Source organism: Ruegeria sp. YTSC002, assembly GCF_059609845.1.
This window is the reverse complement of record NZ_JBXWML010000007.1, coordinates 1-23,090: the sequence shown is the minus strand read 5'-3', so window position 1 is coordinate 23,090 and position 23,090 is coordinate 1. Positions and strand designations below refer to the sequence as shown.

The 23,090-nt window shown below is 55.9% G+C and carries 21 protein-coding genes, 1 tRNA gene and 1 pseudogene; 6 read left to right on the top strand and 17 right to left on the bottom strand.

From position 1 onward, the window contains the following. Position 1: 1 nt before the first annotated feature. A complete protein-coding gene (gene cobO / locus AC2FFD_RS14070; RefSeq protein ID WP_257599614.1) occupies positions 2 to 601 on the top strand; it encodes a cob(I)yrinic acid a,c-diamide adenosyltransferase in 600 nt (199 codons plus the stop codon). Positions 602 to 673: 72 nt separating this feature from the next. Here the strand turns inward: cobO and arsB are convergent, their stop codons facing one another. The 4 genes from arsB to AC2FFD_RS14050 are packed head-to-tail and all read right to left on the bottom strand — an operon-like array spanning position 674 to position 4,777. Next, positions 674 to 1,696, bottom strand: a complete 1,023-nt coding sequence (gene arsB / locus AC2FFD_RS14065) for an ACR3 family arsenite efflux transporter (protein WP_496873385.1) — start codon at positions 1,694 to 1,696, stop codon at positions 674 to 676. Continuing rightward, positions 1,693 to 2,958, bottom strand: coding sequence for an organoarsenical effux MFS transporter ArsJ (arsJ, locus tag AC2FFD_RS14060; RefSeq protein WP_496873384.1), 1,266 nt, complete (start codon positions 2,956 to 2,958; stop codon positions 1,693 to 1,695). Before arsJ ends, arsB begins: the two co-directional genes overlap by 4 nt. Beyond that, entirely contained in the window at positions 2,955 to 3,953 is a 999-nt protein-coding gene (locus AC2FFD_RS14055; protein ID WP_257599617.1) for an ArsJ-associated glyceraldehyde-3-phosphate dehydrogenase, read from the bottom strand. The genes arsJ and AC2FFD_RS14055 overlap by 4 nt, the downstream gene beginning before the upstream one ends. Further along, the gene (locus AC2FFD_RS14050; RefSeq protein WP_496873383.1) at positions 3,950 to 4,777 is read right to left on the bottom strand and encodes an arsenate reductase/protein-tyrosine-phosphatase family protein; all 828 of its coding nucleotides are present in this window, start codon (positions 4,775 to 4,777) and stop codon (positions 3,950 to 3,952) included. Before AC2FFD_RS14050 ends, AC2FFD_RS14055 begins: the two co-directional genes overlap by 4 nt. 235 nt (positions 4,778 to 5,012) lie before the next feature. On the opposite strand from AC2FFD_RS14050, the gene AC2FFD_RS14045 reads away from it, so the two are divergent. Next, positions 5,013 to 5,088, top strand: a tRNA-Thr gene (locus AC2FFD_RS14045). A gap of 62 nt (positions 5,089 to 5,150) precedes the next feature. Here AC2FFD_RS14045 and dxs read toward each other — a convergent pair. The 6 genes from dxs to AC2FFD_RS14015 all read right to left on the bottom strand — a co-directional run bounded on the left by dxs (position 5,151) and on the right by AC2FFD_RS14015 (position 10,407). Then, positions 5,151 to 7,079, bottom strand: coding sequence for a 1-deoxy-D-xylulose-5-phosphate synthase (gene dxs / locus AC2FFD_RS14040; RefSeq protein ID WP_496873382.1), 1,929 nt, complete (start codon positions 7,077 to 7,079; stop codon positions 5,151 to 5,153). Between the two features lie 16 nt (positions 7,080 to 7,095). Beyond that, on the bottom strand, positions 7,096 to 7,962 hold the full coding sequence (locus AC2FFD_RS14035; protein ID WP_257599620.1) for a polyprenyl synthetase family protein: 867 nt from the start codon (positions 7,960 to 7,962) through the stop codon (positions 7,096 to 7,098). Beyond that, the gene (locus AC2FFD_RS14030; RefSeq protein ID WP_170347569.1) at positions 7,963 to 8,205 is read right to left on the bottom strand and encodes an exodeoxyribonuclease VII small subunit; all 243 of its coding nucleotides are present in this window, start codon (positions 8,203 to 8,205) and stop codon (positions 7,963 to 7,965) included. After that, on the bottom strand, positions 8,202 to 9,128 hold the full coding sequence (locus AC2FFD_RS14025) for a histone deacetylase family protein (RefSeq protein WP_170347568.1): 927 nt from the start codon (positions 9,126 to 9,128) through the stop codon (positions 8,202 to 8,204). Before AC2FFD_RS14025 ends, AC2FFD_RS14030 begins: the two co-directional genes overlap by 4 nt. A 68-nt stretch (positions 9,129 to 9,196) precedes the next feature. Beyond that, complete coding sequence (locus AC2FFD_RS14020; protein WP_170347567.1) at positions 9,197 to 9,898, bottom strand: response regulator; 702 nt, start codon at positions 9,896 to 9,898, stop codon at positions 9,197 to 9,199. Continuing rightward, positions 9,895 to 10,407: a MarR family winged helix-turn-helix transcriptional regulator gene (locus AC2FFD_RS14015; protein WP_170347566.1), complete on the bottom strand. Its 513-nt coding sequence runs from the start codon at positions 10,405 to 10,407 to the stop codon at positions 9,895 to 9,897. Before AC2FFD_RS14015 ends, AC2FFD_RS14020 begins: the two co-directional genes overlap by 4 nt. A gap of 160 nt (positions 10,408 to 10,567) precedes the next feature. Here AC2FFD_RS14015 and AC2FFD_RS14010 point away from each other — a divergent pair, with 160 nt between their 5' ends. The 3 genes from AC2FFD_RS14010 (at position 10,568) to AC2FFD_RS14000 (ending at position 12,969) form a co-directional block, all read left to right on the top strand. Next, on the top strand, positions 10,568 to 11,434 hold the full coding sequence (locus tag AC2FFD_RS14010) for a branched-chain amino acid aminotransferase (protein WP_257599623.1): 867 nt from the start codon (positions 10,568 to 10,570) through the stop codon (positions 11,432 to 11,434). Positions 11,435 to 11,541: 107 nt separating this feature from the next. After that, positions 11,542 to 12,492, top strand: coding sequence for an AraC family transcriptional regulator (locus tag AC2FFD_RS14005; RefSeq protein ID WP_257599624.1), 951 nt, complete (start codon positions 11,542 to 11,544; stop codon positions 12,490 to 12,492). 111 nt (positions 12,493 to 12,603) lie between these two features. Beyond that, the gene (locus AC2FFD_RS14000; protein WP_171726878.1) at positions 12,604 to 12,969 is read left to right on the top strand and encodes an SPW repeat domain-containing protein; all 366 of its coding nucleotides are present in this window, start codon (positions 12,604 to 12,606) and stop codon (positions 12,967 to 12,969) included. Between the two features lie 257 nt (positions 12,970 to 13,226). Here the strand turns inward: AC2FFD_RS14000 and AC2FFD_RS13995 are convergent, their stop codons facing one another. The 5 genes from AC2FFD_RS13995 to AC2FFD_RS13975 form a co-directional block, all read right to left on the bottom strand. Continuing rightward, positions 13,227 to 14,528, bottom strand: a complete 1,302-nt coding sequence (locus AC2FFD_RS13995; RefSeq protein ID WP_257599626.1) for an adenylate/guanylate cyclase domain-containing protein — start codon at positions 14,526 to 14,528, stop codon at positions 13,227 to 13,229. A gap of 178 nt (positions 14,529 to 14,706) precedes the next feature. Then, a complete protein-coding gene (locus AC2FFD_RS13990) occupies positions 14,707 to 15,897 on the bottom strand; it encodes an acyl-CoA dehydratase activase-related protein (protein WP_496873381.1) in 1,191 nt (396 codons plus the stop codon). Beyond that, on the bottom strand, positions 15,848 to 17,983 hold the full coding sequence (locus AC2FFD_RS13985; protein WP_496873380.1) for a BadF/BadG/BcrA/BcrD ATPase family protein: 2,136 nt from the start codon (positions 17,981 to 17,983) through the stop codon (positions 15,848 to 15,850). Before AC2FFD_RS13985 ends, AC2FFD_RS13990 begins: the two co-directional genes overlap by 50 nt. Further along, positions 17,980 to 19,491 (bottom strand): hypothetical protein, encoded by a 1,512-nt coding sequence (locus AC2FFD_RS13980; protein WP_496873379.1) that lies wholly within the window; start codon positions 19,489 to 19,491, stop codon positions 17,980 to 17,982. The genes AC2FFD_RS13985 and AC2FFD_RS13980 overlap by 4 nt, the downstream gene beginning before the upstream one ends. 152 nt (positions 19,492 to 19,643) lie before the next feature. After that, on the bottom strand, positions 19,644 to 21,314 hold the full coding sequence (locus tag AC2FFD_RS13975; protein WP_496873378.1) for an amidohydrolase family protein: 1,671 nt from the start codon (positions 21,312 to 21,314) through the stop codon (positions 19,644 to 19,646). Between the two features lie 470 nt (positions 21,315 to 21,784). Here AC2FFD_RS13975 and AC2FFD_RS13970 point away from each other — a divergent pair, with 470 nt between their 5' ends. Next, on the top strand, positions 21,785 to 22,588 hold the full coding sequence (locus AC2FFD_RS13970; protein WP_496873377.1) for a hypothetical protein: 804 nt from the start codon (positions 21,785 to 21,787) through the stop codon (positions 22,586 to 22,588). Positions 22,589 to 22,604: 16 nt separating this feature from the next. Here the strand turns inward: AC2FFD_RS13970 and AC2FFD_RS13965 are convergent. Together AC2FFD_RS13965 and AC2FFD_RS13960 are read right to left on the bottom strand one after the other, a co-directional pair. Beyond that, positions 22,605 to 22,873, bottom strand: a pseudogene (locus AC2FFD_RS13965) (transposase); the annotation flags it as partial. A 32-nt stretch (positions 22,874 to 22,905) separates the two neighbouring features. After that, a partial coding sequence (locus AC2FFD_RS13960) for a hypothetical protein (protein ID WP_496873376.1) occupies positions 22,906 to 23,090 on the bottom strand: 185 nt, incomplete at its 5' end.

Sequence of the window (23,090 nt, the reverse complement as noted above, 5' to 3'; positions counted from 1 at the left end):
AATGAGCGACGCGCAGGATCACAAGGAAAAGATGCAGAAGGTGCAGGCCCAGCACCGCAAGAAAGTGTCCGAGGCCGTGGATCCTGGCCGTGGTCTGGTCTTGATCAATACCGGCAAGGGCAAAGGCAAGTCCTCGGCCGCGTTCGGCGTGGTCATTCGCGCTTTGGGCTGGGGCCAGAAGGTTGGCGTGGTGCAGTTCATCAAGGGCAAGTGGAAAACCGGCGAGCGCCGTTTCTTCGAAGAGCGTGATCTGGTGACATGGCATACGATGGGCGAAGGTTTTACCTGGGACACGCAGGATCGTGAGCGCGATATTGCAGCTGCCAATGCCGCCTTCGACAAGGCATGTGCCCTGATGTCCAGTGGCGAATACGATCTGGTTGTGCTGGACGAGATCAACATCGCCTTGCGCTACGAATACCTGACGGTCGAACAGGTCATCGCGGGTTTGAACGCACGCTCGGACAAGACCAGCGTATTCCTGACCGGGCGTGATGCACCGCAAGCGCTGCGTGACTATGCCGACCTGGTCACGGAAATGACCGAGGAGAAACACCCGTTCCAGGCGGGTATCAAGGCCCAGCGCGGCGTGGATTTCTGAAGCTACGTGAGGTGTGATTCTGGCGGTGCGCAGCCGCCAGTTATGACAGCCGTTCTGCTGCGTTGAACAATCCTATCGTGTCGCAGGTTCCGGAAAACGCTGGCGTGTTCGGTTGGCGAAAGCCACAAGCGACAGCATCACCGGCACTTCGACCAGGACCCCCACAACCGTCGCCAGTGCCGCGCCTGAATGAAGACCGAACAAGCTGATTGCGACGGCAACGGCCAGTTCGAAGAAGTTCGATGTCCCGATCATGGCGCAAGGCGCTGCGATCCGGTGGGGAACCTTCAGCGCAAAAGCCGCGCCATAGGCAATGGCAAATATACCATAGCTTTGGATCAGAATGGGAACGGCGATCAACACGATGACCGTGGGTTTCGCCAGAATGGTCTGACCTTGCAGGCCGAACAGGATAACCACGGTTGCGATCAATCCCACGACGGACCACGGTTTCACCCGCGCCGAAAAGGATTCTATCGCCTGTTTAGAGCCTAATCTGCGGCGGGTGATCAACCCGGCGATTAGCGGCAGCACCACATAAAGGACCGTGGCCAAAACCAAAGTCTGCCATGGCACTTCGATGTCAGTGACCCCCAGCAAAAAGGCCACGATCGGCGCAAATGCCACGACCATGATCAGATCATTGACCGAGACCTGAACCAGGGTGTAGGTCGCGTCGCCTTTGGTCAGTTGCGACCACACGAACACCATGGCGGTACAAGGGGCGGCCCCCAGCAGGATCAGACCGGCGGTGTATTGCGCAGCATCTTCGGGCGCGATCCAGGGCGCGAAGACATAGTCGAAAAACAGAACGGCCAGCAGCGCCATGGTGAAAGGCTTTATCAGCCAGTTCACCACCAGCGTCACAATCAGACCACGCGGCTGGCGGGCAACCCCGGCGACTGCACCGAAATCGACGTTGACCATCATCGGATAGACCATTGCCCAGATCAGCACCGCCACCACCAGATTGACGCTGGCAACTTCGGCGCTTGCCACCAGTTGCACCAGCCCCGGCGCGGCCAGTCCGATCAGGACACCACCGATCATCGCAAGTGCAACCCAGATCGTGAGATACCGTTCAAAAATGCTCATGATAACGCCTCGGAAGTTTGATCCATAAGTTTGCCGGACGTCAGCGCAGCAAGGCCAACCATCACGGCCGCCGTGCCCAGCACCAGGGGCAGCCCCCCGACCTGATAGGTCAGGCCGGACAAAACGGTTCCGGCCAACCGCCCCGTCGCATTTGCCATATAGTAAAAGCCGACATCCATCGTCACACGCTCGGACCGGGTGAAGGCAAGGATCAGATAGGAATGCAGCGATGAGTTGACCGCGAAGATCGCACCAAAGACCAAAAGCCCGGCGACAAGCGTCAGGGTCAGCCAGGTCTCGGGCCCATTTGACAGCAAAACAGCCAGTGTCAGAGCCGCAGGAACACAGAACAGGATCGCCGCCCATCTGCGTGCGGCGCGGATCAGATCACCTTCGGTTCGATCTGACGCACGAAGAATCCTTGGCGCGTTGGCTTGCACGGCGCCATAGAGGATGATCCACACCGCCATGAATGTTCCGATCATGAAGAACGCGGCCCGATTGCCCTCTTCGGTGCCATCTGAAAGAACAGCATAGAAATAGATCGGGATGCCGACCACGAACCAGACGTCCCGCGCGCCGAACAGGAAGACACGTGCCGCGGACAACCAGTTCACATTCGCGGATTTTGAAAAAACCTCAGAGAATTTTGCACCCTTGCGCCCCTTCGGCAGGCCCTCTGGCATGAACAGCATCACTGCGACCAGAATCACCGCCAGAACGGCGGCCATGGCAAGCACTGCCGGTAGGAAGCCCAGCGTTGCAAGCATGGCTGCACCCAACAGGAATCCCAGCCCTTTGACCGCGTTTTTCGAACCCGTCAGAACCGCAACCCACCGAAACAACGCGCCTCCGTCGGATGGGGCCAGCAATTTGACCGCCGATTTCGAAGACATCTTGGCCAGATCCTTGGCCACTCCGCTGGCCCCTTGCACGATCATCACAAAAGTGACCGAAGCGGCGACGGTCCAGTTCGGGTCAAGCTGCGTCATGGCAAGCAACGCGACAATCTGCACCCCCAGCCCCGCATAGAGGGTCGAGGTCAGCCCGAACCGCGCGGCGATCCAACCGGCAGACAGGTTGGTGACTATCCCGGCGATTTCATAGAGCACAAACAGATAGGCAAGCTGAACCGGCGAGAAACCCAGGGTGTGAAAGTGCAACAGCACCAGCATCCTGAGCGCCCCGTCGGTCAGCATGAAGGCCCAATAGGCAGCCGTGACCGCGATATAGGCCGACAGTCCTGCGGGCCGTTGCTTCACAATGATGCCCCGACCATCAATGCGACATCCACCAGCCGGTGCGCATAGCCCATCTCGTTGTCGTACCACGCATAGATTTTCACCTGCGTCCCGTTCACAACCATGGTCGAGGGCGCATCGACGATCGAAGAGCGTTCGTCATTGGTATAATCGGTGGACACCAGCGGGCGTGTCTCATATCCCAAAATGCCCTTCAGTTCGCCCTCGGCAGCGGTTTTGAAGAAGGCGTTGACCTCTTCAACCGTGGTTTCACGCTCAACCTCGAACACGCAATCGGTCAGCGAGGCGTTCAGCAATGGCACCCGAACCGCGTGGCCGTTCAAACGACCTTTGAGTTCCGGATAGATCAGCGTGATGGCCGTGGCCGAGCCGGTCGTGGTCGGGATCAGAGAGTTCAGGGCCGAGCGTGCGCGCCTGAGGTCCTTGGCAGGCCGGTCCACGATTGTCTGCGTATTGGTTACGTCGTGAATCGTCGTCATCGATCCATGGCGGATGCCCAGGTTTTCGTGAATGACCTTTACGACAGGCGCAAGACAGTTTGTCGTGCACGAGGCCGCCGTCACGATCCTATGCGCCGCAGGGTCGTAAGTTTCGTCATTTACACCCATGACGATATTGGCCGTCGGCCCGTCCTTGACCGGAGCAGAGACAACAACCTTCTTTACCCCAGCGTCAAAATACGGTGCCAGCTTCGCTTCGGTCTTGAACACGCCGGTACAGTCGATCACCACGTCAACACCGTCCAGCGGCAACGCGCTCAGGTCTTTGGTGCCAATGAACGGCAGACGGGTTCCGTTGACCGTGATGCTGTCTGCGTCATGGTCGAATTCCGCGTCCCAGCGCCCATGCACGGTGTCGAATTCCAGCAGATGCGCATGCATCTCGGGATCACCGACGGCATCGTTGATCCAGGCAATCTTTGCGCCTTTTTCAAGCAAGGGCTTCAGGGCCAGTTTTCCCATACGGCCAAGGCCGTTCAGTGCGTAGGTGGTCATTTCATTTCCTCGGTAGGAGTACGCCCGATTTCATCGACGGCGGATTGCAATGCGATCCGGTCAAGGCTTTCGACCGGCAATGATGAAAAGGCCTGAATCCGGCGCTTCAGTGCGCCATAGGCGGTTTGAAAGGCCAGGCTTTTCTCGGCGTCGGTGCCTTCGGCCTTGACCGGGTCTTCCACGCCCCAATGGCCACTTATCGGTTGGCCCTCCCAAGCCGGGCATTCCTCGTTGGCGGCCTGATTGCAGACAGTAAAGACAAAATCCATGGCAGGTGCATCCGGCGCCAAAAACTCGGACAAAGTCTTCGGCCGCAGGGCCGAGATATCGTGCCCCTTGTCGCGCAGAACCTGCACAGCAAAGGGATTGAGTTCTGAACTGGGCCGCGTCCCGGCCGAATAAACGTTGAACCGGTCGCCGCCGATCTGTCGCAGCAAGGATTCGGCAAAAATCGAACGGGCGGAGTTTCCGGAACAGATGAACAGCACATTGAACTTTCGGTTCGTCGCGGTGTCTTTGGGAAAGGGCATGCAGATATCCGGGCGGCCACGGCAGCAATCCACGATCAGGAAATCGAGCATTTGCTGCACATTTTTCATTTCAATCGAATAGAGCAGAGACGTCCCGGATCGTTCCTGTTTCACCAATCCCGACCGCTGCAAAGCATTCAGGTAGTTCGACATGGTGCTGGGTTTGATATCCAGCTCCGCCGCCAGCTCGCCCGCGGGAATCCTGTCAGGAAACCGTCGCATCAACATGCGAAACACGGTGATGCGCTGCGGGTGGCCAAGAATGGTCAATTGATCGGTTATCTGTTCTATCATATTTCATGAATTATTGAAATACAGAGAATGAGTCAATTTCATTCCGCGTCGTCACAAAAAATTCACGGACCAGAGCGCCAATTTGAAAGGTTGGCCGCAGGCGTTCGGCTCACAACTTGAGGCCCGACCGTGCTGAACAACGCCGAAACGGTTACAACCGGGCTTGCAGGCGCCAAACTGACGGTTTAAACGAAGCTTCGCATCCGGTCATAATCAATTCCGTATGACCTACGGTGCCGCTGTAGCTCAGCTGGTAGAGCACGTCATTCGTAATGATGGGGTCGGGGGTTCGAGTCCCTTCAGCGGCACCAGAAAAATCCAGGTCAAACGAAATTCGGCCCTCCCAACGCCTGCGGCCCTGCCGACAGGCACGCTAAGCGCGTTTCTCTCCGATCGAGGCGACGCCCAGAACATCCAGAACTTTCGCTTCGATATGCTCGGCATTCATACCGGCCACCGCATACATGTCCGCGGGGCTGGCTTGATCGATGAAGATATCAGGCAAAACCATCGAGCGGTATTTCAGCCCCCGATCAAACACACCTTCATCCGCCAAAAGCTGAGCGACATGGCTGCCAAAACCGCCAACGGCCCCTTCTTCGATGGTGATCAACGCCTCGTGGCGGGACGCGAGATCCAGGATCAGGTCGCGATCAAGAGGTTTGGCAAAACGAGCATCGGCAATCGTGGGCGTTATGCCTTTGGCTGCAAGGGATTCCGCCGCCTTCTGAACCTCTGCCAGACGTGTACCGAATGAAAGCAGAGCCACCCGCGCACCTTCCCGGATAACGCGGCCCTTGCCGATTTCCAGAACCTCGCCGCGTTCGGGCAAATCAACTCCGACGCCTTCGCCGCGCGGATAGCGGAACGCAATGGGGCCTTCGTCATGCGCGGCGGCGGTCGCCACCATATGCATCAGCTCGGCCTCGTCAGCCGCAGCCATGACAACCATACCGGGCAGGTTGGCCAAATAGGCAATATCGAACGACCCAGCATGGGTGGCGCCGTCAGCCCCGACCAAACCTGCTCTGTCGATTGCAAAACGTACGGGCAGGCGCTGAATCGCCACGTCATGTACCACCTGGTCGTAACCACGCTGGAGAAAGGTCGAATACATTGCGCAGAACGGCTTCATTCCTCCTGCGGCAAGCGCAGCCGAAAACGTCACGCCGTGCTGTTCGGCAATCGCCACATCAAAGCAACGTGACGGATAGCGCTCGGCAAACAGGTTCAGGCCAGTTCCGTCGGGCATGGCAGCGGTCACGGCAACGATCTTGTCGTCACGCGCGGCCTCATCCACCAGCGCCTTGCCAAATACAGACGTATAAGAGGGCGCGTTTGAAGGTGCCTTCTTCTGTTCTCCAGTCACCACATCGAACTTGGCCGTGGCATGACCTTTGTCGCGGGCCTGCTCGGCAGGGGCATAGCCCTTGCCTTTTTTCGTCAATACATGGATCAGAATCGGCCCGGTTGCCCGTGATTTGACCGTACGCAGAACCGGCAGCAGCTGGTCCATGTCATGGCCATCTATCGGGCCGAGATAGGAAAACCCAAGCTCTTCGAACAGCGTGCCGCCCACCGCCATGCCTTTCAACATCTCCTTGGCGCGCTTGGCGCCCTCCCGGAATGGCTCGGGCAGCAAGGAGACAGCGCCTTTGGCAGCAGCTTTCAGATCGTGAAACGGTTCTTCGCTATAAATACGCGACAAATAGCTGGACAACGCACCAACTGGTGGCGCGATGCTCATCTCGTTGTCATTCAGAATGACGATCAGACGCTTTTTCAGGTGGCCTGCATTGTTCATCGCCTCAAAAGCCATGCCCGCAGACATCGAGCCATCGCCGATCACCGCAATTGCGTCGCCCAACCCTTCGGGCGTTACACCCCCTAGATCCCGTGCGACAGCAAAACCCAAAGCAGCGCTGATCGACGTGCTGGAATGCGCCGCGCCAAATGGGTCATAGGGGCTTTCGCTGCGCTTGGTGAAGCCGCTGAGGCCATCCTTCATGCGCAATGTGCGGATGCGATCACGTCGTTCGGTCAGGATTTTGTGCGGATAACACTGATGACCCACATCCCAGATGATCTTGTCTCGGGGCGTATCAAATACGGCGTGCAAGGCGGTGGTCAGTTCAACAACCCCCAAGCCTGCCCCAAGATGCCCGCCGGTCACGGCAACCGCCGAAATGGTTTCGGCCCGCAACTCCTGTGCGACCTGGTGCAGTTGTGCGTCCGAGAACTGCTTGAGATCCGCAGGGCGGTTCACAAGATCCAGCAGGGGCGTATTGGGGCGGTCAGACATGTGGCGCGTTCCTGGCTTAGCTGTCCCGGGCAATAACGAAGCGGGCGGCTTCCTTCAAGGTTTCCGCCTTCGGGCCAAACCCGTCCAAAGCGGCGCAGGCCTGATCCACCAGCTCACTTGCGCGGGCTTTGGCAGCAGGCAGACCCAAAAGCGAAACAAAAGTGGCTTTCCCTGCCTCGGTATCCTTTTGCAATCGCTTGCCCGCCTTTTGGGCATCGCCTTCGATATCAAGGATGTCATCTGCAATCTGAAAAGCAAGACCCATCGCCCGGGCATATCGGCGCAACGGGTCAGGATCGGATCGGGCCATAACGGCGCCAACGCAGGCAGACCATTCGATCAGGGCGCCTGTCTTGCCGGCCTGAAGACGCGTGATTTCGTCCAGCGACAGCGGTTCGGCGGCCGTTTCCGCCGCAATGTCCAACGCCTGTCCCAGCACCATACCTTGTGCACCGCTGGCTTTGGCAAGGGTCAGGGCAAGGTCTGCGCGAATGTCTGCGGCCCCAACCTGCGAGCAGGTGCAAAGTTCAAAAGCAAGCGTCTGAAGGGCATCTCCGGCCAGAACAGCCGTGCCTTCATCCCACTCTACGTGAACGGTGGGCCGCCCGCGGCGCAGGTCATCGTCATCCATGCAGGGCAGGTCGTCATGCACCAGGGAATAAGCGTGCAGCGCCTCTATGGCGGTGGCCGGCCAGATCGCCCGGTCTTCTTCAACATCATGCAGTCGGGCACTTTCCAATGCCAGAAACCCGCGCAGCCGCTTTCCGCCTCGGGTGGCATATGCCATGGCCCGGGTGACATCCACGTCTGCAAAAGCGCCAAAAACCAGATCAAAATGGCTTTGAATGCTGGCAGCATCCTGCGCAAGTCTTTCGGGGAACATTCACATACCTTCGACAGGCGTCGTACCGGTCGGCTGACCACTGGCGTCCAGAGTGATCGCTGCGACTTTTTCTTCCGCGCGCTTCAACTCGTCCTCGCACCGCTTTTTCAGCGCCGCGCCGCGCTCGTACAGCGCAATTGATTGATCCAGCGCGACGTCGCCACGTTCCAGCTGGCCGACTACGGCTTCAAGTTCTTTCATCGCCTGTTCGAATGTCATCTGGTCTACGGGGATCTCGGTCATCGGGCTGCCTTTATCAATTCTTCCACATGGGCGCGTGTGGCCTGGGCCAGTGCGTTCAGATCATACCCGCCTTCCAGAGTCGAGACGATACGACCGCCGCAAACCTCGTCGGCAATTCTGCACAGCTCGGCGGTGATCCAGGCAAAATCATCAGTAGCCCAGTTCAGATTGGCAAGCGGGTCGTCCTGATGGGCATCGAACCCGGCGGAAATGATAATCAGTTCCGGCCTGAAGGCCCGCAAGCGCGGAAAGGCCTTTGTTTCATAGGCGGCACGCATCTCGGCGCCGCCACTTCCGGGCGCCAGTGGGATGTTGAGAACCGTATCATGAACACCCGTTTCCTCGGGCCGGCCCGATCCGGGCCACAAAGGCATCTGCTGGCTGGTTATCACCAAGGCCCGTGCTTCATCCCACAACAGGTCCTGGGTTCCATTGCCATGATGCACGTCGAAATCGACCACGGCCACGCGTTTCAAACCGTGATGGTCCAGCGCATGTTTCGCCGCCAATGCTGCATTTCCAAACAGGCAGAAGCCCATGGCCGTTTCGGATTCCGCATGATGCCCCGGCGGGCGAATGGCACAGAACGCGTTCGACGCTTCACCGCCCAATACCAGATCAACGGCCCGCACCGCCGCACCCGCCGCGCGGTAGGCTGCGTCCACCGATCCCGGAGACAGGAACGTATCCCCGTCGATCTGGGCGAACCCGTCCGCAGGGCGCGCGGCTCGAATGTCTCGAATATAGCTCTCGGGGTGAATCCGCAAAAGATCGTCATCCGCAGCCAGCGGAGCCGTCACCCGCTTCAGCTCCAGCACTTCCAATGCATGCAGAATATGCTCCAGCCGCGCCACCCGTTCCGGGTGCCCGTCAGGTGTCACATGGCCCAGACAATCGGCATGGGTCAAAAGGGCAGTCGTCATTGGGATCCCATCTTCATCTGGCTACAAATATCCTCGCCGAAGGCCAAAATACGCCGCGCAGCGGCACCTCAATCCGGCGCAAGCATATACCCTGCGCCCCGCACAGTCTGCAAATAGCGTGGCTGCTTGGGGTCCTGTTCGATTTTGCGTCGAAGGCGCGTGATCTGTACATCCACAGCGCGCTCCTGCGCCTGGCCCTTGTCGCGCCCCAGATCCTCGACCAGCTTGGCGCGGCTGATCGGCTCTCCGGGCTGGGCCGAGAATATCTTCATCAACTGGCTTTCGGTTGCGGTCAGACGGACCGGGTCTTCGCCCTGCCACATCTCGCCGCGTTCAATGTCATAGCGGATGGGCCCGAGATACAGGATCTTCGCCGTGGTTTCTTCTGCCGGCGTTTCCGGCATCCGGCGCAGGATCGCGTTGATCCGCAACAGCAGCTCTTTCGGCTCGAACGGTTTTGCCAGGTAATCATCCGCCCCGGCCTCGAGGCCCGCGATCCGATGTTCCGTCTCACCCTTTGCGGTCAGCAGCAGGATCGGTGTCGTATGCGTTTCCCGCAAAGCACGGGTCAGGCTGACGCCATCCTCGCCCGGCATCATCACATCCATGACGATCATGTCGAAATCCAACCCCGACAATACGCGCCGCGCGTGGGCTGCATCCCGTGCCGCCGTAACCAGAAACCCATTGCGCATCAGAAACTTCTTGAGCAGATCGCGAATGCGCTCGTCATCGTCGACAATCAGAAGATGGGCATCCATTTCGCTCATGAGGTCGTATCCCGAAGTTTCGTATAGGCATGACGCATATCAGCATCCATCATTGCTTCAAGCACTTTGCGAAAACCAGCCACGGCTTCGGGACCGGCATCCTTATAGGCGGCGCGCATTCTGGCCCGCTGAGCATCCGACAACGTGGTTTCCAGCGACTGCCCCTTTTCTGTCAGAAATAGGTGGCGTTCACGTTTGTCCACTGTTCCCACGCGACTTTCCACCAAACCATCCTCGATCAAGGTTCGCAAAACCCTGTTCAGAGACTGTTTTGTTACGCCAAGAATGGCCAACAAGTTGTTGACAGTCGTGCCCGGCGCGCGGTTGATGAAGTGGATTGCCCGGTGGTGAGCGCGGCCATAGGCCATCTCCGCAAGGATGCGGTCGGGATCAGCGGTAAAGCCGCGATAGGCGAAGAACATGGCCTCGATCCCCTGCCGCAATTGCTCATCGGTCAAAAACAAAAGGCTCTCGCCCCCATAACGCGGGGCCGGGCGGATGTCGGACATATCATGCCTCATTCGTTACTACCGGGCCGAGTTTATGTCAGCGTTATTGACATTCCAAGAGGAGAGCGGTATCGAATCGCAGTTTTTGCGCAATATTGTGTCCGCACCGGACCTAAATCGCGCAATAATCGAAAACTCAACCCGGTTCAGGAGGTTTCGCATGGCAGGGTATGATGATCGTGATGGCACCATTTGGATGGATGGCAAACTGGTGCCCTGGCGTGAGGCCAACGTGCACATTCTGACCCACGCAATGCACTATGCCTCATCGGTATTCGAAGGCGAGCGCGCATATAACGGCAAGATCTTCAAAAGCCGCGACCATTCCCGGCGCCTGATCGCCTCGGCCGAGGCGCTGGACATGCCGATGCCTTATTCGGTTGATGAAATCGAAGCCGCCAAGGAAGAAGCGCTGAAAGCCAGCGGTTTGCAGGACGCGTATGTGCGGGCGCTGGTCTGGCGTGGCTCGGGTGAGGATATGGGCGTCGCCTCGGCGCGCAATCCGGTACGCATGGCCATCGCGGTCTGGCCCTGGGGTGCCTATTACGGCGATGCCAAGATGCAGGGTGCCAAGCTGGACATTGCCGAGTGGAAACGCCCCAGCCCGGAAACCATCCCGGTCCATGCCAAGGCAGCGGGCCTTTACATGATCTGCACCATTTCCAAGCACAAGGCCGAAGCCAAAGGATGCTCGGACGCTTTGTTCATGGACTGGCGCGGATACGTGGCCGAGGCCACTGGCGCGAACGTATTTTTCGTCAAGGATGGCGAGGTGCATACCCCGCTGGCAGACTGCTTCCTGAACGGCATCACCCGCCAGACGGTGATCCAGATGCTGAAAGACAAGGGCATCACCGTGCATGAACGCCGCATCAAGCCCGAAGAAATGGCTGACTTCGAACAGTGTTGGCTAACCGGCACCGCGGCCGAGGTCACGCCTGTCGGGCAGATCGGCGAATACACATTCGAGGTCGGCGACCTGACCCGCCAAATCGCCGAGGACTACGAGAAACTGGTGCGCTCGTAAGCTTTTGCCCCCGCTTTGTCGGGGGCTTTTTGTTGCAAAACGTGCAATTTATCGTGCAATCCGTTCGGCCATCTGGACGGATTGCACAGATTGCGTATCTTCAGCACATGTTGGACCTTCTCAGCGATATTCTCACCCGCCTTTCCCTGCGCGGCACATTTTATTTCCGCACGTCGTTCACGCCGCCCTTCGGAATTCAGGTGCCAGGGTTCGAAAACGTGGCCCGGTTTCATTTTGTGCAGCGTGGCGAGCTCAAGGTTCATGTCTCGACCACGGGGGAAACCCTGCGGTTGAGGCAGGGGGATCTGATCCTGATACCCCACGGGGCACCGCACGCATTGCTCTGTGCCGAGGTCAAGCCGTTGGATGCACTGCCCCTGGAGCAGGTGCTGGAGCGTGCGGGCTACACGGGCGAGGGCGTGTTGGTCTATGGCGGTGATGACGAGGAACGGGATACGCAGCTGATCTGCGGTCACTTCTCTTTTACCGGCCCGGCCGGCCGAAACGGCACCGGGCATATGCTGATCGACCGCCTGCCGCCCTATATCCTGATCGAGAATTATGGCGAAGAGGCGGGATCGTGGATGGAATCCACCCTGCGCATGATCGGCTCTGAGGTTTCAGGCGCGAGGATCGGTGGCGACCTGATCGCGCTGAAACTGTCCGAGGTCCTGTTTGCACAGGCGATCCGGGCCTATCTGGAACGTCAGAGCCCGCAGGATTCCGCGTTGGCAGGATTTGCTGATCAGCGCATCTCGCGGGCGTTGACCGCGTTCCACCAGGCCCCGGCCAATGACTGGAGCGTTGCGTCATTGGCACGTGTGGCGGGTATGTCGCGCACGGCCTTCGCTCAGCTTTTTGCTGAAAAGATGGGCACAACGCCGATGCAGTACCTTACGGATTGGCGGATGCAGATCGCATGCCATGGTCTGACCGAGGCAAGATGGAACGTGGCAGATGCAGCCGCCGAGGTCGGGTATGCCTCCGAGGCAGCTTTCTCACGTGTGTTCAAGAAACAGGTTGGGTTATCGCCGGCTGCGTACCGGGCGATGCATTGATCCTCCAAATTTTCTGAACGATCTGCATGGTATCATAGACGATCAGAAATTCAGCGTTCAACTTCGGCACCTTACCTTCCCTTTGTCAATGATTGAAAAAAGGAAGATCTCATGTCCCTGCGTTTCGTTACCCGCTCTGTCCATGCTTATCTCGACTACCCTGTTGCCATTGCCCTCATGACGTTGCCGTTCCTGTTGGGATTGGGTCAGTCAAACCCACTGGCCCTGTGGTTGTCGGTTGTCACCGGTGTTGCTGCGTTTGTTCTGACGGTTCTGACCGATCATCATCTTGGGATTTGGCGGGTCCTTCCCTACAAGTTTCATCTGGCCGTAGACTTGATCGTCGGGATCACCTTCCTGTTTGCACCCAGCGTTCTGGGGTTCTCAGGACTGGATGCGGTGTTTTACTGGCTGAACGGTGCGGCTGTGGTGCTCGTCATCTCGCTCAGCGCGCCCGAGCAGGAAGTCACCGCCTGAAACCGCTGACCACGGTTGTCCCAGTTTCACTGAAAAGCACCAAGGTCCGAGCCGCCGGGTTCTTCAGCCGGCGGCTCGTTTTTGAAAATGCGGCCTGGCTTCGAGCGCATGCACTCACTGTCGCAACGGGCCATCCGGCTGCGGGCCGCAATTGTCCCCGTGTGATCCGTTGTTTCAACTGACCCAGATTCGCCCCCTTCCGGTCGCTGAATGAACCCGCACTGACCTCGGGACGTTTCACCGAGAAGATGAGGTTTTCAACCTTTGATAAACTGCTCGGATGCGCGTGAAATCGCAGGTTCGTCGTGGACTTTCCCCAACCAATAGGGTTGGATTTCGCCATATCCCTTGATGTTGATAACCTCTCGTCTGTCACAGTCCACATGTTCGGCTATCTCATCTCTTACCTCGGGTGAGATTTGAACGCGCCCCGGCTCTCCGGAGCTTTCCATTCTTGAGGCGATGTTGACTGTATCACCCCAAACGTCAAAAAACGGTTTGTCGCCGCCGATTACACCTGCGATCACCGGACCTTTGTGAATTCCGACCCGCAGGGACACCTTTGGATGCAGTTTGTCTGACACCCGCTCGACCGTCGCAATCATATCAATCGCCAACGCTGCCATGCGAACCGAATCCGGTTGCCGTTCTTTGACAGAGGGGTCCAGACCACCTGCAACCATATAGCTGTCTCCGATGGTTTTGATTTTCTCCAGCTTGTAGCTCAGAACCAGTTCATCGAATGCCGAGAATACGGAGCCCAGCAATTTGACCGTCGCCCTTGCCCCGTTGGCAGCCGCGAATTCAGAAAATCCAGACAAATCAGAAAACAGAATTGTAGCGTCATCAATTCTTTCAGCAATTAGCCTGTCCGGGTGCGCTTTGATGCGCTTGGCAATACGTGAAGGCAAAAGAACATTTATCAGCCGCTCGGAAACAGCAAACTCCTTTTCCAACGCTTCTTCGTATCGATCTATTGCGGCGTTTGCAGAATAGGACGTGAAAAAAAGCGCCGAGACGATTCCCAAAATCAGCACGATGAAAATAACATCTTGAGGGTGCCTAACAAATCCGTCTTGATATGATCGCGTAACAATATCCCAAATCGTTTCGCCGGGCGGTATGTGCAAAGGAACGACAAGCGATATGTAAATAAACAAAGCTGCGCTGAGGATCGTTATCAAAGTGATCCAACGCCAATATGCGGCCCCCAGAAAATAAAAAAGCAAGGGCGGGCCGACAAGCAAGACCAGGTGATCTTCACCGTTTTTGCCGACGCTGATGTCATGAGCCAGGAACAGGAACAACCATACTGTAAAATAAGCGACTTTGACCTCAAGGCCGAAGCGATCCAGCGTCATCGTCAACAGCGCCGCGAAGCCAAGCCCAAAGTTCACCCATGCAAGATATCTCCAGTCTGGTCCAAGTTGGAACTGGTAGAAGGCTGTGAAACCGAACCCAAGCGACGCAATAAAGGCTGCAACGTTAACAACCTGCATCTTTCGTCTTATTTTTCCATCGTCGATGGGTTTTTCAGAGTCCACAATGTGTTCAAGCAAAGCATCGCCCCCGCGCCAGCTCTATGCAAAATATCCCTCAAATCTGCTTCTTAGTCGATAAGCCCCAGGTTGTTTGTTCAGAAGTCTCTTTCGCGTCGCGGCGCCGACACAGCCTGAACCGCTTTTGGCCTCGTGCCCGCAAACGGGTGCCGTACTGCCTTGAAAGCCGACCGATGGATCAAGTTGGCAACAGCAATTCAGGTGGTGCAGTTTTCAGGGCCTCCAGTTTGCTTTGAATGATATTCGGCGATTTCTGTTCCAGATAGTAAGCAATGGTTTCCACGCGAATTCGAACAGAGCCGGCGGGTTTCGTCTCATCGAGATCCTGAAACACGAAGAAAAGCGTTCCAAGCGCTTCGGTGATTTCCTGGACTGGCGAATAAGTCGGCTGATCCATTCCGCATTCATAGCTGGAAAACCGGATCGAACAGGTTATCCACGGCATAATGGATCCATAGCGGGCAGCCCACAGAAGTTCATTCGTGTTTGCGCTGTGGGATGTTTTCCAAATATCCGAAATGTCAAAAGGGCTTTGAATTCGGCCGGCTTTGATCAGATCGCCGTACAACCAGTCCAGTATCTCTGCGTCCAATGGCAGATATTGACCCCAGAGGATCGGATAACCAAAGGCCTGCAACTCGCTTTCAATGGCGTGGCCAATTCCGGTGTCCATGTGGTACGGGCGACCCAAGGCTAGGATGCAAGGTCGATTTTGCGTGGCGCATTCGGACAGTACCGCCAGACTTTGCCGCCGCAGACTCTGATCGAACTCTTGAAGGGCATCGTAAGCCGTGGCAACAGCCGCGCGCAGTTCAGTCATGCGCAAGTCGGTGATTACGCCCTTCAGGGCATCGTACAACTGCCGGGTCGCAATTTGTGGGTCTGCCAAGGATACGGCCGGCGAAAGATAGTGTACGCCCATTTCCTTGAACACGTCCTTTTCCCGCCGAAAGCCGGCCCGAGTACTTTCGGGGCCGGCAATGACGCGCGGGCAGGCCATGTTTTCCCGGACATGACCCCGCAAAAAGGATGGGACAGTCAGGATTATGGGAACGAACAGGATATCAATGGGGCGCTTTTGCCCGTTCAGCAATTCGCCATAATGGCCAGACATGCATTTGACAGGATAGCAGCAGTCAACAGCACCGCGCCCTTTTCCGAATTTCAGCTGCTGTGCTTCTGATGTGTCCGACGAATAGACGATACTGCGGCGATTGATTCCCAGTTCAACGAACAATGTCGTCCAAAACCTGTGCGTCGACCACTGGTTCAGGACCCGAGGGATACCGATCCGAAAATCCCGCTTAGGCGGTTTGGACTTAGCGAAAGGCGCCTTCGCGAACGCTTTCTGCAATATTTGGATTGGCATTCGCTTCCTCGTCGATTTGCTTTTTTCGCGCTTTCATCTCGGCTGCGTCTTCAATCAATCCTTTCGAGCAGGAATTGCCGGTAATCACCCGCTCCCACCCTTCCGCCAGAGGAACCTTGCTGTTTGCCCGGCCGCGACCGCCGGGGATCTGAACATCCACAAAGGCCCGGCTACAGTTCATCGCACACCACTTGCAGGTGGTTTTGCTGTTGGTAGTGCTGACATATTCCAATTCTTCGACGCGGTCGTGCCCGACGAACCGGGACGTTTGCCCGGTGTTCACATGTTCGACCGCAAGAAGGGCCGCGCCCAAAGCGCCAGCCTCGCCAGCATGAGGGTGCACAGTAATTTCTGCGTCAGGAATTTTGCCCCTGATAAAATCGATCTGGGCTTTGACGACTGCCAGGTTTCGATGTGTCCCACCTTGCAGGACGAACTTCCTGCCGATGGCTTTGAGGTTCTGAAACTGCCCGGCATAGACCCAAACGTTCAGAGGCAGGACCGCGGCAAGGCTTGCCATAATCTCTTCTGCCGCCCACCCTTTGCGTTGCTGGTTCACGATGTCGGACTGAAGGAACACGCCGCACCCCATCATCAGTTTCGGCATCCGCTTGGCGCTGAAGGCTTTTTCGGCATAATCCTCAAGCCGGACATCATAGCGTTCGGCAACGCCTTGAAGAAACGCCCCATTGCCGGAAGAGCATTGGGAATTGAGCCGAAAATCGACGACCGCTTTCTGCCGCAACAGCATGATTTTGACATCGGTCCCACCGACGTCGCATATCGCGTCTGCGTCGGGATGTATGTGCATGGCAGCAGCCGCATGTGCGACCGTCTCGACCACCGGAACGTCCGCCCCCAAAATATCCTTCAGCAGATCTTTCCCATACCCCGTCAGCCCAAGAGCGCCGATATTCTCGATCCCTGCGTCACGCAACTTGCGGAAAACGGACTTGGCATCTTCGATCGGGTTTCCCTGACTGTGCTGATAGACCGAAGCCTTGATTTCCGCGTCGCGGTCCAACGCCACCGCCTTGACCGTGGTGCTGCCGAAATCGCACCCGACATAATATGTCTCGGCCGCAACAGGCTGAGGCATCTGGATCACGGGTTGGGTAAAATCCTCCAGGAACCGGACGAGTTCACCGTTCCGGGCCAAGGCCTCTTGCCCGGTTTTGGCCTTTTCACCGTGCTGGCCTGTTTCAACCCACCACTTCAGGCCATCCGTGCCGGAATAGGCCCCGGATACATTTTGTTCCCGGCGAGAAATCTCGACGCAACCAAGGCTCGCATAGTACAAGGCGTCGCGGGGAACCAGGATTGCATCAGTGACGCTCTGTCCAGCTTTCAATACGACATTGCGCTCGTCCCAGAGCGCGGCCAAATGGCTTGCCCATGCCTGCTGAAGACCTTGAAAGAACATGTTCGGTCCGCCCAGCAAAAGCACTGGTGGTGTGGGGGTGTTGCCTTTTGTCAAAGTCGCCAGGTTCTGCCGCACAACTGCGTCAAACAAGCTTGCGATGATTTCGGTTTTGGGAACTCCGGCCTTGACCAGACTGTTTGCGTCAGTCTCTGCAAAGATCCCACATTTGGCACTGATCCGATGAAGAGTTTGACCATCGAATGGCAGAGTGGTCAGTTCGTCCGGAGAAATATTCAGCTTTCGTGCTGACTTTTCGATAAAGGTGCCCGTACCGCCACTGCACGCCGATTGCATATAGACCTGCTTGGCCTTGCCTGCGGAGGTTGGCGTGAAGAACAACGTCTTCATGTCTTCCCCGCCAATTTCAGACACGAAATGCACATCCGGATGCAACGCTTCGACTGCGGCCGCGACGGCGACAACTTCCTGGATTTGCCGCGCGTTCACATGATCTGCCAGTGTCCCAGCCCCGGATCCCGTAAACGTGACGACATCGCGACCGGCGGTCAGGCCGGCCTCCAGCTCCATTTGCGACAACAGTTCAAGGGTTTTCTCGGCCTGGCGTGTTTTGTGACGACCATAGTCTTTCCAGATGACTTCGCCATCTTCTACCACGACGCCTTTTACAGTTGTCGATCCGATATCTATCCCCGCGTATTTCACAACGTGGCATTTCCCAGCTCAAGCACGACATTGGATGCGGTGCCCACGGCGCCACGATGGGGAACTTTCCAAAACGGCGTGTTGACCTTGGGATGCTCTTTGGCGCGCTTTCTGGCCTCGTCCGCAGTCAACCCGGCGGCGGCAAGAGCAGATTCAAATTCCTCCTGCGCGCGGATCTTGGCGTCTGCCAGCACCATCTGGCACCGCGACAAAGCATGTACGTCGCTGTCCCCTTTTACCTCGATTGGGGCATAGAGCATGTCGGGATACCGGCCCTGTACGGCCGCCATTGCGCCGATGCTCATAGTGTTTGGAAGGCAGCCATAGGGCGACAGCTCGCAAATCATATGTGCCTTTCGCTGGGTATGCGCCCAGATCGCCTTGGCGATCAGCAAATCACCCTCACCCCCGTTGATCATGTTGTCAAAAAAAGGAGCCGCCAGTTTCCGCAGCTTGTCCTGATCGGGCATCGGACGGGGAACGCCCCCAAGCATCTGGCGCATCTGATCGTATTTGAACCTGAAAAAGCGCTGCCCAAGTTTCAACAGAGCATAGTTCTGACGCGCTTTGTCTTTTATCCCGAAGCCCAGCTTGAGCTTTTGTCCGCCATACCGCATCAGGTAATCGAACCATACGACCATCGGTGCCGGCTGAACTTCGGCGCCTTCGCCTTCAAGCCATTTGTGCATATTGTAGTTCTGCACCCCTTCGGCGGTGGCCAGATAGAACTCGCCGGTGATCTTGACCATGGGCTTGACCCTCAATCGATCAAGCTGGATGTCTTCAAAGTGGTCGCGTGCACGCCTCATGGCCTTCAGAAAGCGTCTGGTCGTCGCATGCCACAGGACCGATCCCCATTTCGGCATTTGCTTCGGCCTACTCAACATGGCGTCGTATATCTCGGAAACCGCCTTCTGCGCCGCCTGGTTGGTCGCGCCTTGCTCTAGCTCATAGGGCCGCAGCTGGTATTCCAGATCCTGAATGGCATCCGCTGCCATCATGCCCAAGGCCGTGCTCAGCAGCAGGTGAATATCAGTCTGCAAACCGGCGTCTTTGCCTTTCGACTGATCGATTTCATGCTGCTGAACCAGAAACATCCTGAACGCCTCGAGCCCCAGATTCTTCAGCGCAAGCTCATAGCTTTGGTGATATTGACCGAAACGGCAGGCCCCGCAGGCCCCGGCGGTCACATAAACATATTTTTCGGCCACTTCGTCAGCACCGATAGCCTCGGCTTCGTTTCTGAGAAAACTCGACAAGTTGCCCGTTGTGAAGGCGGTGGGGCAGCACTGTCCGACATCCGCCAGTTCACGTCCCAGGTACAAGTCTTCAACTGTCACATCAGGCAGGCGCTGCGCATTGTAACCCGCACTTTTGAACAGGCCTTCCAGCAGTTTTTCGGCGCGCCATGTGACCCCACCAAACAACAAGGTGACATCCTTGCGCTGATCCGCAGTAAAAGGACGAGGTTCGTAAGCCCTATAGGACTCTTCCAAAATACGACTCATAAAAATACCCCCCAACCAACATAACATGTATTTACAATGCACAATATAATATTCCTGAATCGCCCCCTGCACCGGGAATCCGCTTGAAACAGGGCCATCGGAAATTCAGGTTGTCTTGGGCGCCGGTCAGGCAATCTCAGCCTGAAAACCCATCAAATACCCAAGAATTTTTTTGCATTCCCTTCAAAAAAGTTAGGTGCACAAGGACTGATCTGTGGATCGCTGAAGAACTTGTCAAATTCGATCAGGTATTCACGGGTTCTGCCGACCATCAGGGGCATCGCCCAATCCGTTCCAAAACACACTTTGTCCCGAAAATGGTGCGGTGCGCCTTGGGTTCTCTTGTCCACTAGTACTGATTTTAATCGCTGAAATATCTTTGGTTTGAGCTTTGTGTCCAGAATTCCCAAAATATGACCCAAGCCAAGATAGACATTGTCGAATTCCTCAACCAAGCGAATAGCACGATAGGCAAATGTTTGCTTGAAATGGGTGTTATCTGCTGCCCAACCCATCCAATCTACTTCTTTTGCGCCGCCACCATGAGCCAGGAACAACCAAAGGTTCCGGGCATTGTGGGTCTCCATCGAGTGCTTCCATAACTCTGGATCGGAATAGACGCCGTAACCTTTCTCCACCTCAAATCCCATCGGGTTGCAATGGGCAAACAAACGCAGGTTGTGGCTGGAGAAATGGCGAATGATGTCACCCATCTTGGCCTGTGCCATCGGGTAGGGCGCAGGGTTCTGCGCTTTTTCTTTGTACTTGTCCAGACTTCGCCCAGGGGCGACCGGGGTCTGGTAGCCGCGCATATCGATCGGCCGGATCCCCAAGGGCGGATAGATTTTGTATCCCGTTATCCCTAGTGCAACGCCTGAATCGACAATCTGTTTCCAGTTCCCGCCTCGAAACGGGTCAACTGCCCCAAAATTGATCAATTCATTCGGGTTCTCAGCTGCGAGTGACTGCATCCGGTCCATTTGTTCGGTGAAGTCAAAATACGGCGGTAGGAATCCGGGCATCCAAAATTCCTTGAGCTTGTCGAAGGCACGGCGCATATCCAGCAGGATACCCACGAAAAGGCTGGCTTCCGGGTCGCTCGGCTGACCATTCTTCTTGAAATCCCTCTTGAGCGCTTTGAACCGGTTTCGCTCGGACAAGGTCATGATGACAAAGAATTCAAGAAACTGAAAGATAATGCCGATTTGACCGATTGGAATGTCGACGGCACGAAAGCCGGCATCAGATCCAGGTTTGTACACCTCACCCGACGGCAAGTGTGCAGCTTCATGAAAGAAATCGCTTTCTACCGCTTTTTGACCAGCGACCCGGAAGGCCTCGGCCAGAAACCGATCCAGCAAATCAGCGTCCGTGCCACTGTCGGCAAAGACGGAGCTTTCAGAAATTCTGTCGCCGCCCACAAGCTGGACACCTATCGGGAGGTCGCCGGCCCCTGAATAGTTGATATCATGGTCAATATCGTTCAGGGCTCGGATCAGCTCCTCTATGTCCTTCCAATCCTGGTGGCTGGGGTTGGGTGTCGATTGATACTCTCTGATCTTCTCACGAACGGGAAGTGCAATGGCCCGCATAAGCCGGTCCACATCGTGATCGAGCAACGCGTTGATCAAATCGTCCTGGTCAGGTTCTTCCGTCGCGGGTCTGCTGAAGTCACTCATGCGGGTCAAACGAAGCGCCAGAAAGGCCAACCCAAGCGAAAACAAATACAGTGAAGTGAACGAGTAGAAGATACTGTGCAACGGCAGATATCGCGCCGTGAACAGGTGGGTGTGCATGTCAATAAAGGTGTTTTTTTTAGTCATATTTATGGCTCCACGAAATCAATTTCGGCCGGAAATTCTGTGTTTTCGTATGACTTTGCCGTCAAAAACCGGAAATGGCTTTTGGCTTTAATCTGCTGAGTTTAAGGTTTTTCGAATAAATTTGCAAATTTCGGGGCCGGCAAACCGCCTCGCCAAATTCGAATTGAGCAGGGCTTTTTGCTGTCAAACCATGTGAGATGTCAGCAGAGTTTTCAACACCGAAAGCCGAATGAAACTAAACCCGTCACCTGGATTGCGGTTGCCACTCCTTGGAAAGGTCCGAACAGCAATTGACACTTCGATACCAGATAATGGGCCAGCATTCGCTGAGGTGAAGCTCGGCGCTGATTTTCGATCAGTTGCCGCGCCCGGCCCCGCGATTTTCGGCGGTTTTTATCTGGTCTTGGTTGCTGCTTTTCTGTTTTCAATTTCACACGTCTTTTTTTGTAGATAAAGGAGTTCTATAAATCATGACTTGTAAGACGTTGCCCCATATCACTGATCCCATTGACGAGAGAGAAGAATGGCTTGAAGATCTGGTTGGCAGTCTTTTTCTCACAGCCAGAGCAGCGTCTGTTTTTGCAGCCGCCGTGGGAGTTATTTGGAGAGCAGCGTCTGTCTATGGAAACGCTGCCACGGCAGCAGCACTTTCAATGCAATCAAACAAACCTCAAGCTTTCTGCTTAAAGGCACTAATACTGTTTTTACTTTTTTCTCCGCTGGAGGTTTCGGCAGACACAACCAGTCTCCAGATTGCTGAAGCATTGAAGAGAGCGTATCTGGATTCCAGGTACGACAGTGTTGAAACTTCTGTCGAACAATGCCGTATAGACCTAGTCCTTAAGGATACGGATGCGTGTACAACCGGTTCGTCCACACAATCTGAGCATTACTTCTTTGACTTGAGGCATCACGACGCGGAAACACTCCATAAGCACGCTAGAGAAGTGGATGGAATGTGGCGGTTTCATGTTCTGCTTTCACCTATTGGAGAGTGGGCAGATCGAACGACTAGTCTAAAGGCAGAAGCCAAAATTCGCCGACAGGCTGCAATAGCAAAATATGGTCGAGGTAAGGACGCAGCAATAGCTTCAAGCCGAGAGTTTTTGTTGAAAGACGACATGACGGATTTCTTTTCTGGTGGAACTAAAGAGTATTGCCCGTCTGGAAAGGTAGTCGGACCTTTTGGTCCCGCTCTTCAATTGCAAGGTTCGAACGTAGAAGAGTTAGTTGAAGCTTTCGAAAAGCTGATTTTCGACTGCAAATTAGAGTAATTACTTTAAAGGATTTCTAAATGACCTGTCCTGGGGTCAGGATTAATAACCAAGAGATGACGATAGCCGCGAGCGCGATGGCAGATAGGAACACCTTGGGACAGCGGTCATAGCGGGTTGCGACGCGTCTCCAGTCTTTGAGTCTGCCGAACATTATCTCGATCCGATTGCGGCGTTTGTACCTGTGCTTATCGTGTTTGACCCGGGTCTTTCGTTACTTGCGGCTGGGATGCAGGCGCGTATCCCTTTGTCTTTTAACGCTTCTCGGAACCAGTCGGCATCATAGGCGTATCAGGCAGGGTCAGATGCAACGCTTATCACCTGTCCGGAGGTGAGGACGATAAGCCATTGCTCCTGGGGATCAGTTTTAGTCTGATGGTTTGTTTTGGATTTTCTGACGCTGATTTTGGGATCGGCTTCTCGACGCTTCCCCGGCGGATCCAGCGCGGATGGTTCGACGCAGCAAGCCCCGCGAGCTGCAGGGCTAAGAGTTTGATATTTG

Bases quoted from the DNA above. Each gene is read 5' to 3' on its own strand.
- AC2FFD_RS14025 (WP_170347568.1), bottom strand. From the start codon at position 9,128: ATGACGACTGCCCTTTTGACCCATGCCGATTGTCTGGGCCATGTGACA.
- AC2FFD_RS13990 (WP_496873381.1), bottom strand. From the start codon at position 15,897: ATGCCAATCCAAATATTGCAGAAAGCGTTCGCGAAGGCGCCTTTCGCT.
- AC2FFD_RS14055 (WP_257599617.1), bottom strand. From the start codon at position 3,953: ATGACCACCTACGCACTGAACGGCCTTGGCCGTATGGGAAAACTGGCC.
- AC2FFD_RS14000 (WP_171726878.1), top strand. From the start codon at position 12,604: ATGTCCCTGCGTTTCGTTACCCGCTCTGTCCATGCTTATCTCGACTAC.
- AC2FFD_RS14030 (WP_170347569.1), bottom strand. From the start codon at position 8,205: ATGACCGAGATCCCCGTAGACCAGATGACATTCGAACAGGCGATGAAA.
- cobO (WP_257599614.1), top strand. From the start codon at position 2: ATGAGCGACGCGCAGGATCACAAGGAAAAGATGCAGAAGGTGCAGGCC.
- AC2FFD_RS14020 (WP_170347567.1), bottom strand. From the start codon at position 9,898: ATGAGCGAAATGGATGCCCATCTTCTGATTGTCGACGATGACGAGCGC.
- AC2FFD_RS14010 (WP_257599623.1), top strand. From the start codon at position 10,568: ATGGCAGGGTATGATGATCGTGATGGCACCATTTGGATGGATGGCAAA.
- AC2FFD_RS14050 (WP_496873383.1), bottom strand. From the start codon at position 4,777: ATGATAGAACAGATAACCGATCAATTGACCATTCTTGGCCACCCGCAG.
- AC2FFD_RS13980 (WP_496873379.1), bottom strand. From the start codon at position 19,491: ATGAGTCGTATTTTGGAAGAGTCCTATAGGGCTTACGAACCTCGTCCT.
- AC2FFD_RS13970 (WP_496873377.1), top strand. From the start codon at position 21,785: ATGACTTGTAAGACGTTGCCCCATATCACTGATCCCATTGACGAGAGA.
- AC2FFD_RS14015 (WP_170347566.1), bottom strand. From the start codon at position 10,407: ATGTCCGACATCCGCCCGGCCCCGCGTTATGGGGGCGAGAGCCTTTTG.
- AC2FFD_RS14005 (WP_257599624.1), top strand. From the start codon at position 11,542: ATGTTGGACCTTCTCAGCGATATTCTCACCCGCCTTTCCCTGCGCGGC.
- arsB (WP_496873385.1), bottom strand. From the start codon at position 1,696: ATGAGCATTTTTGAACGGTATCTCACGATCTGGGTTGCACTTGCGATG.
- AC2FFD_RS13975 (WP_496873378.1), bottom strand. From the start codon at position 21,314: ATGACTAAAAAAAACACCTTTATTGACATGCACACCCACCTGTTCACG.
- AC2FFD_RS14035 (WP_257599620.1), bottom strand. From the start codon at position 7,962: ATGTTCCCCGAAAGACTTGCGCAGGATGCTGCCAGCATTCAAAGCCAT.
- dxs (WP_496873382.1), bottom strand. From the start codon at position 7,079: ATGTCTGACCGCCCCAATACGCCCCTGCTGGATCTTGTGAACCGCCCT.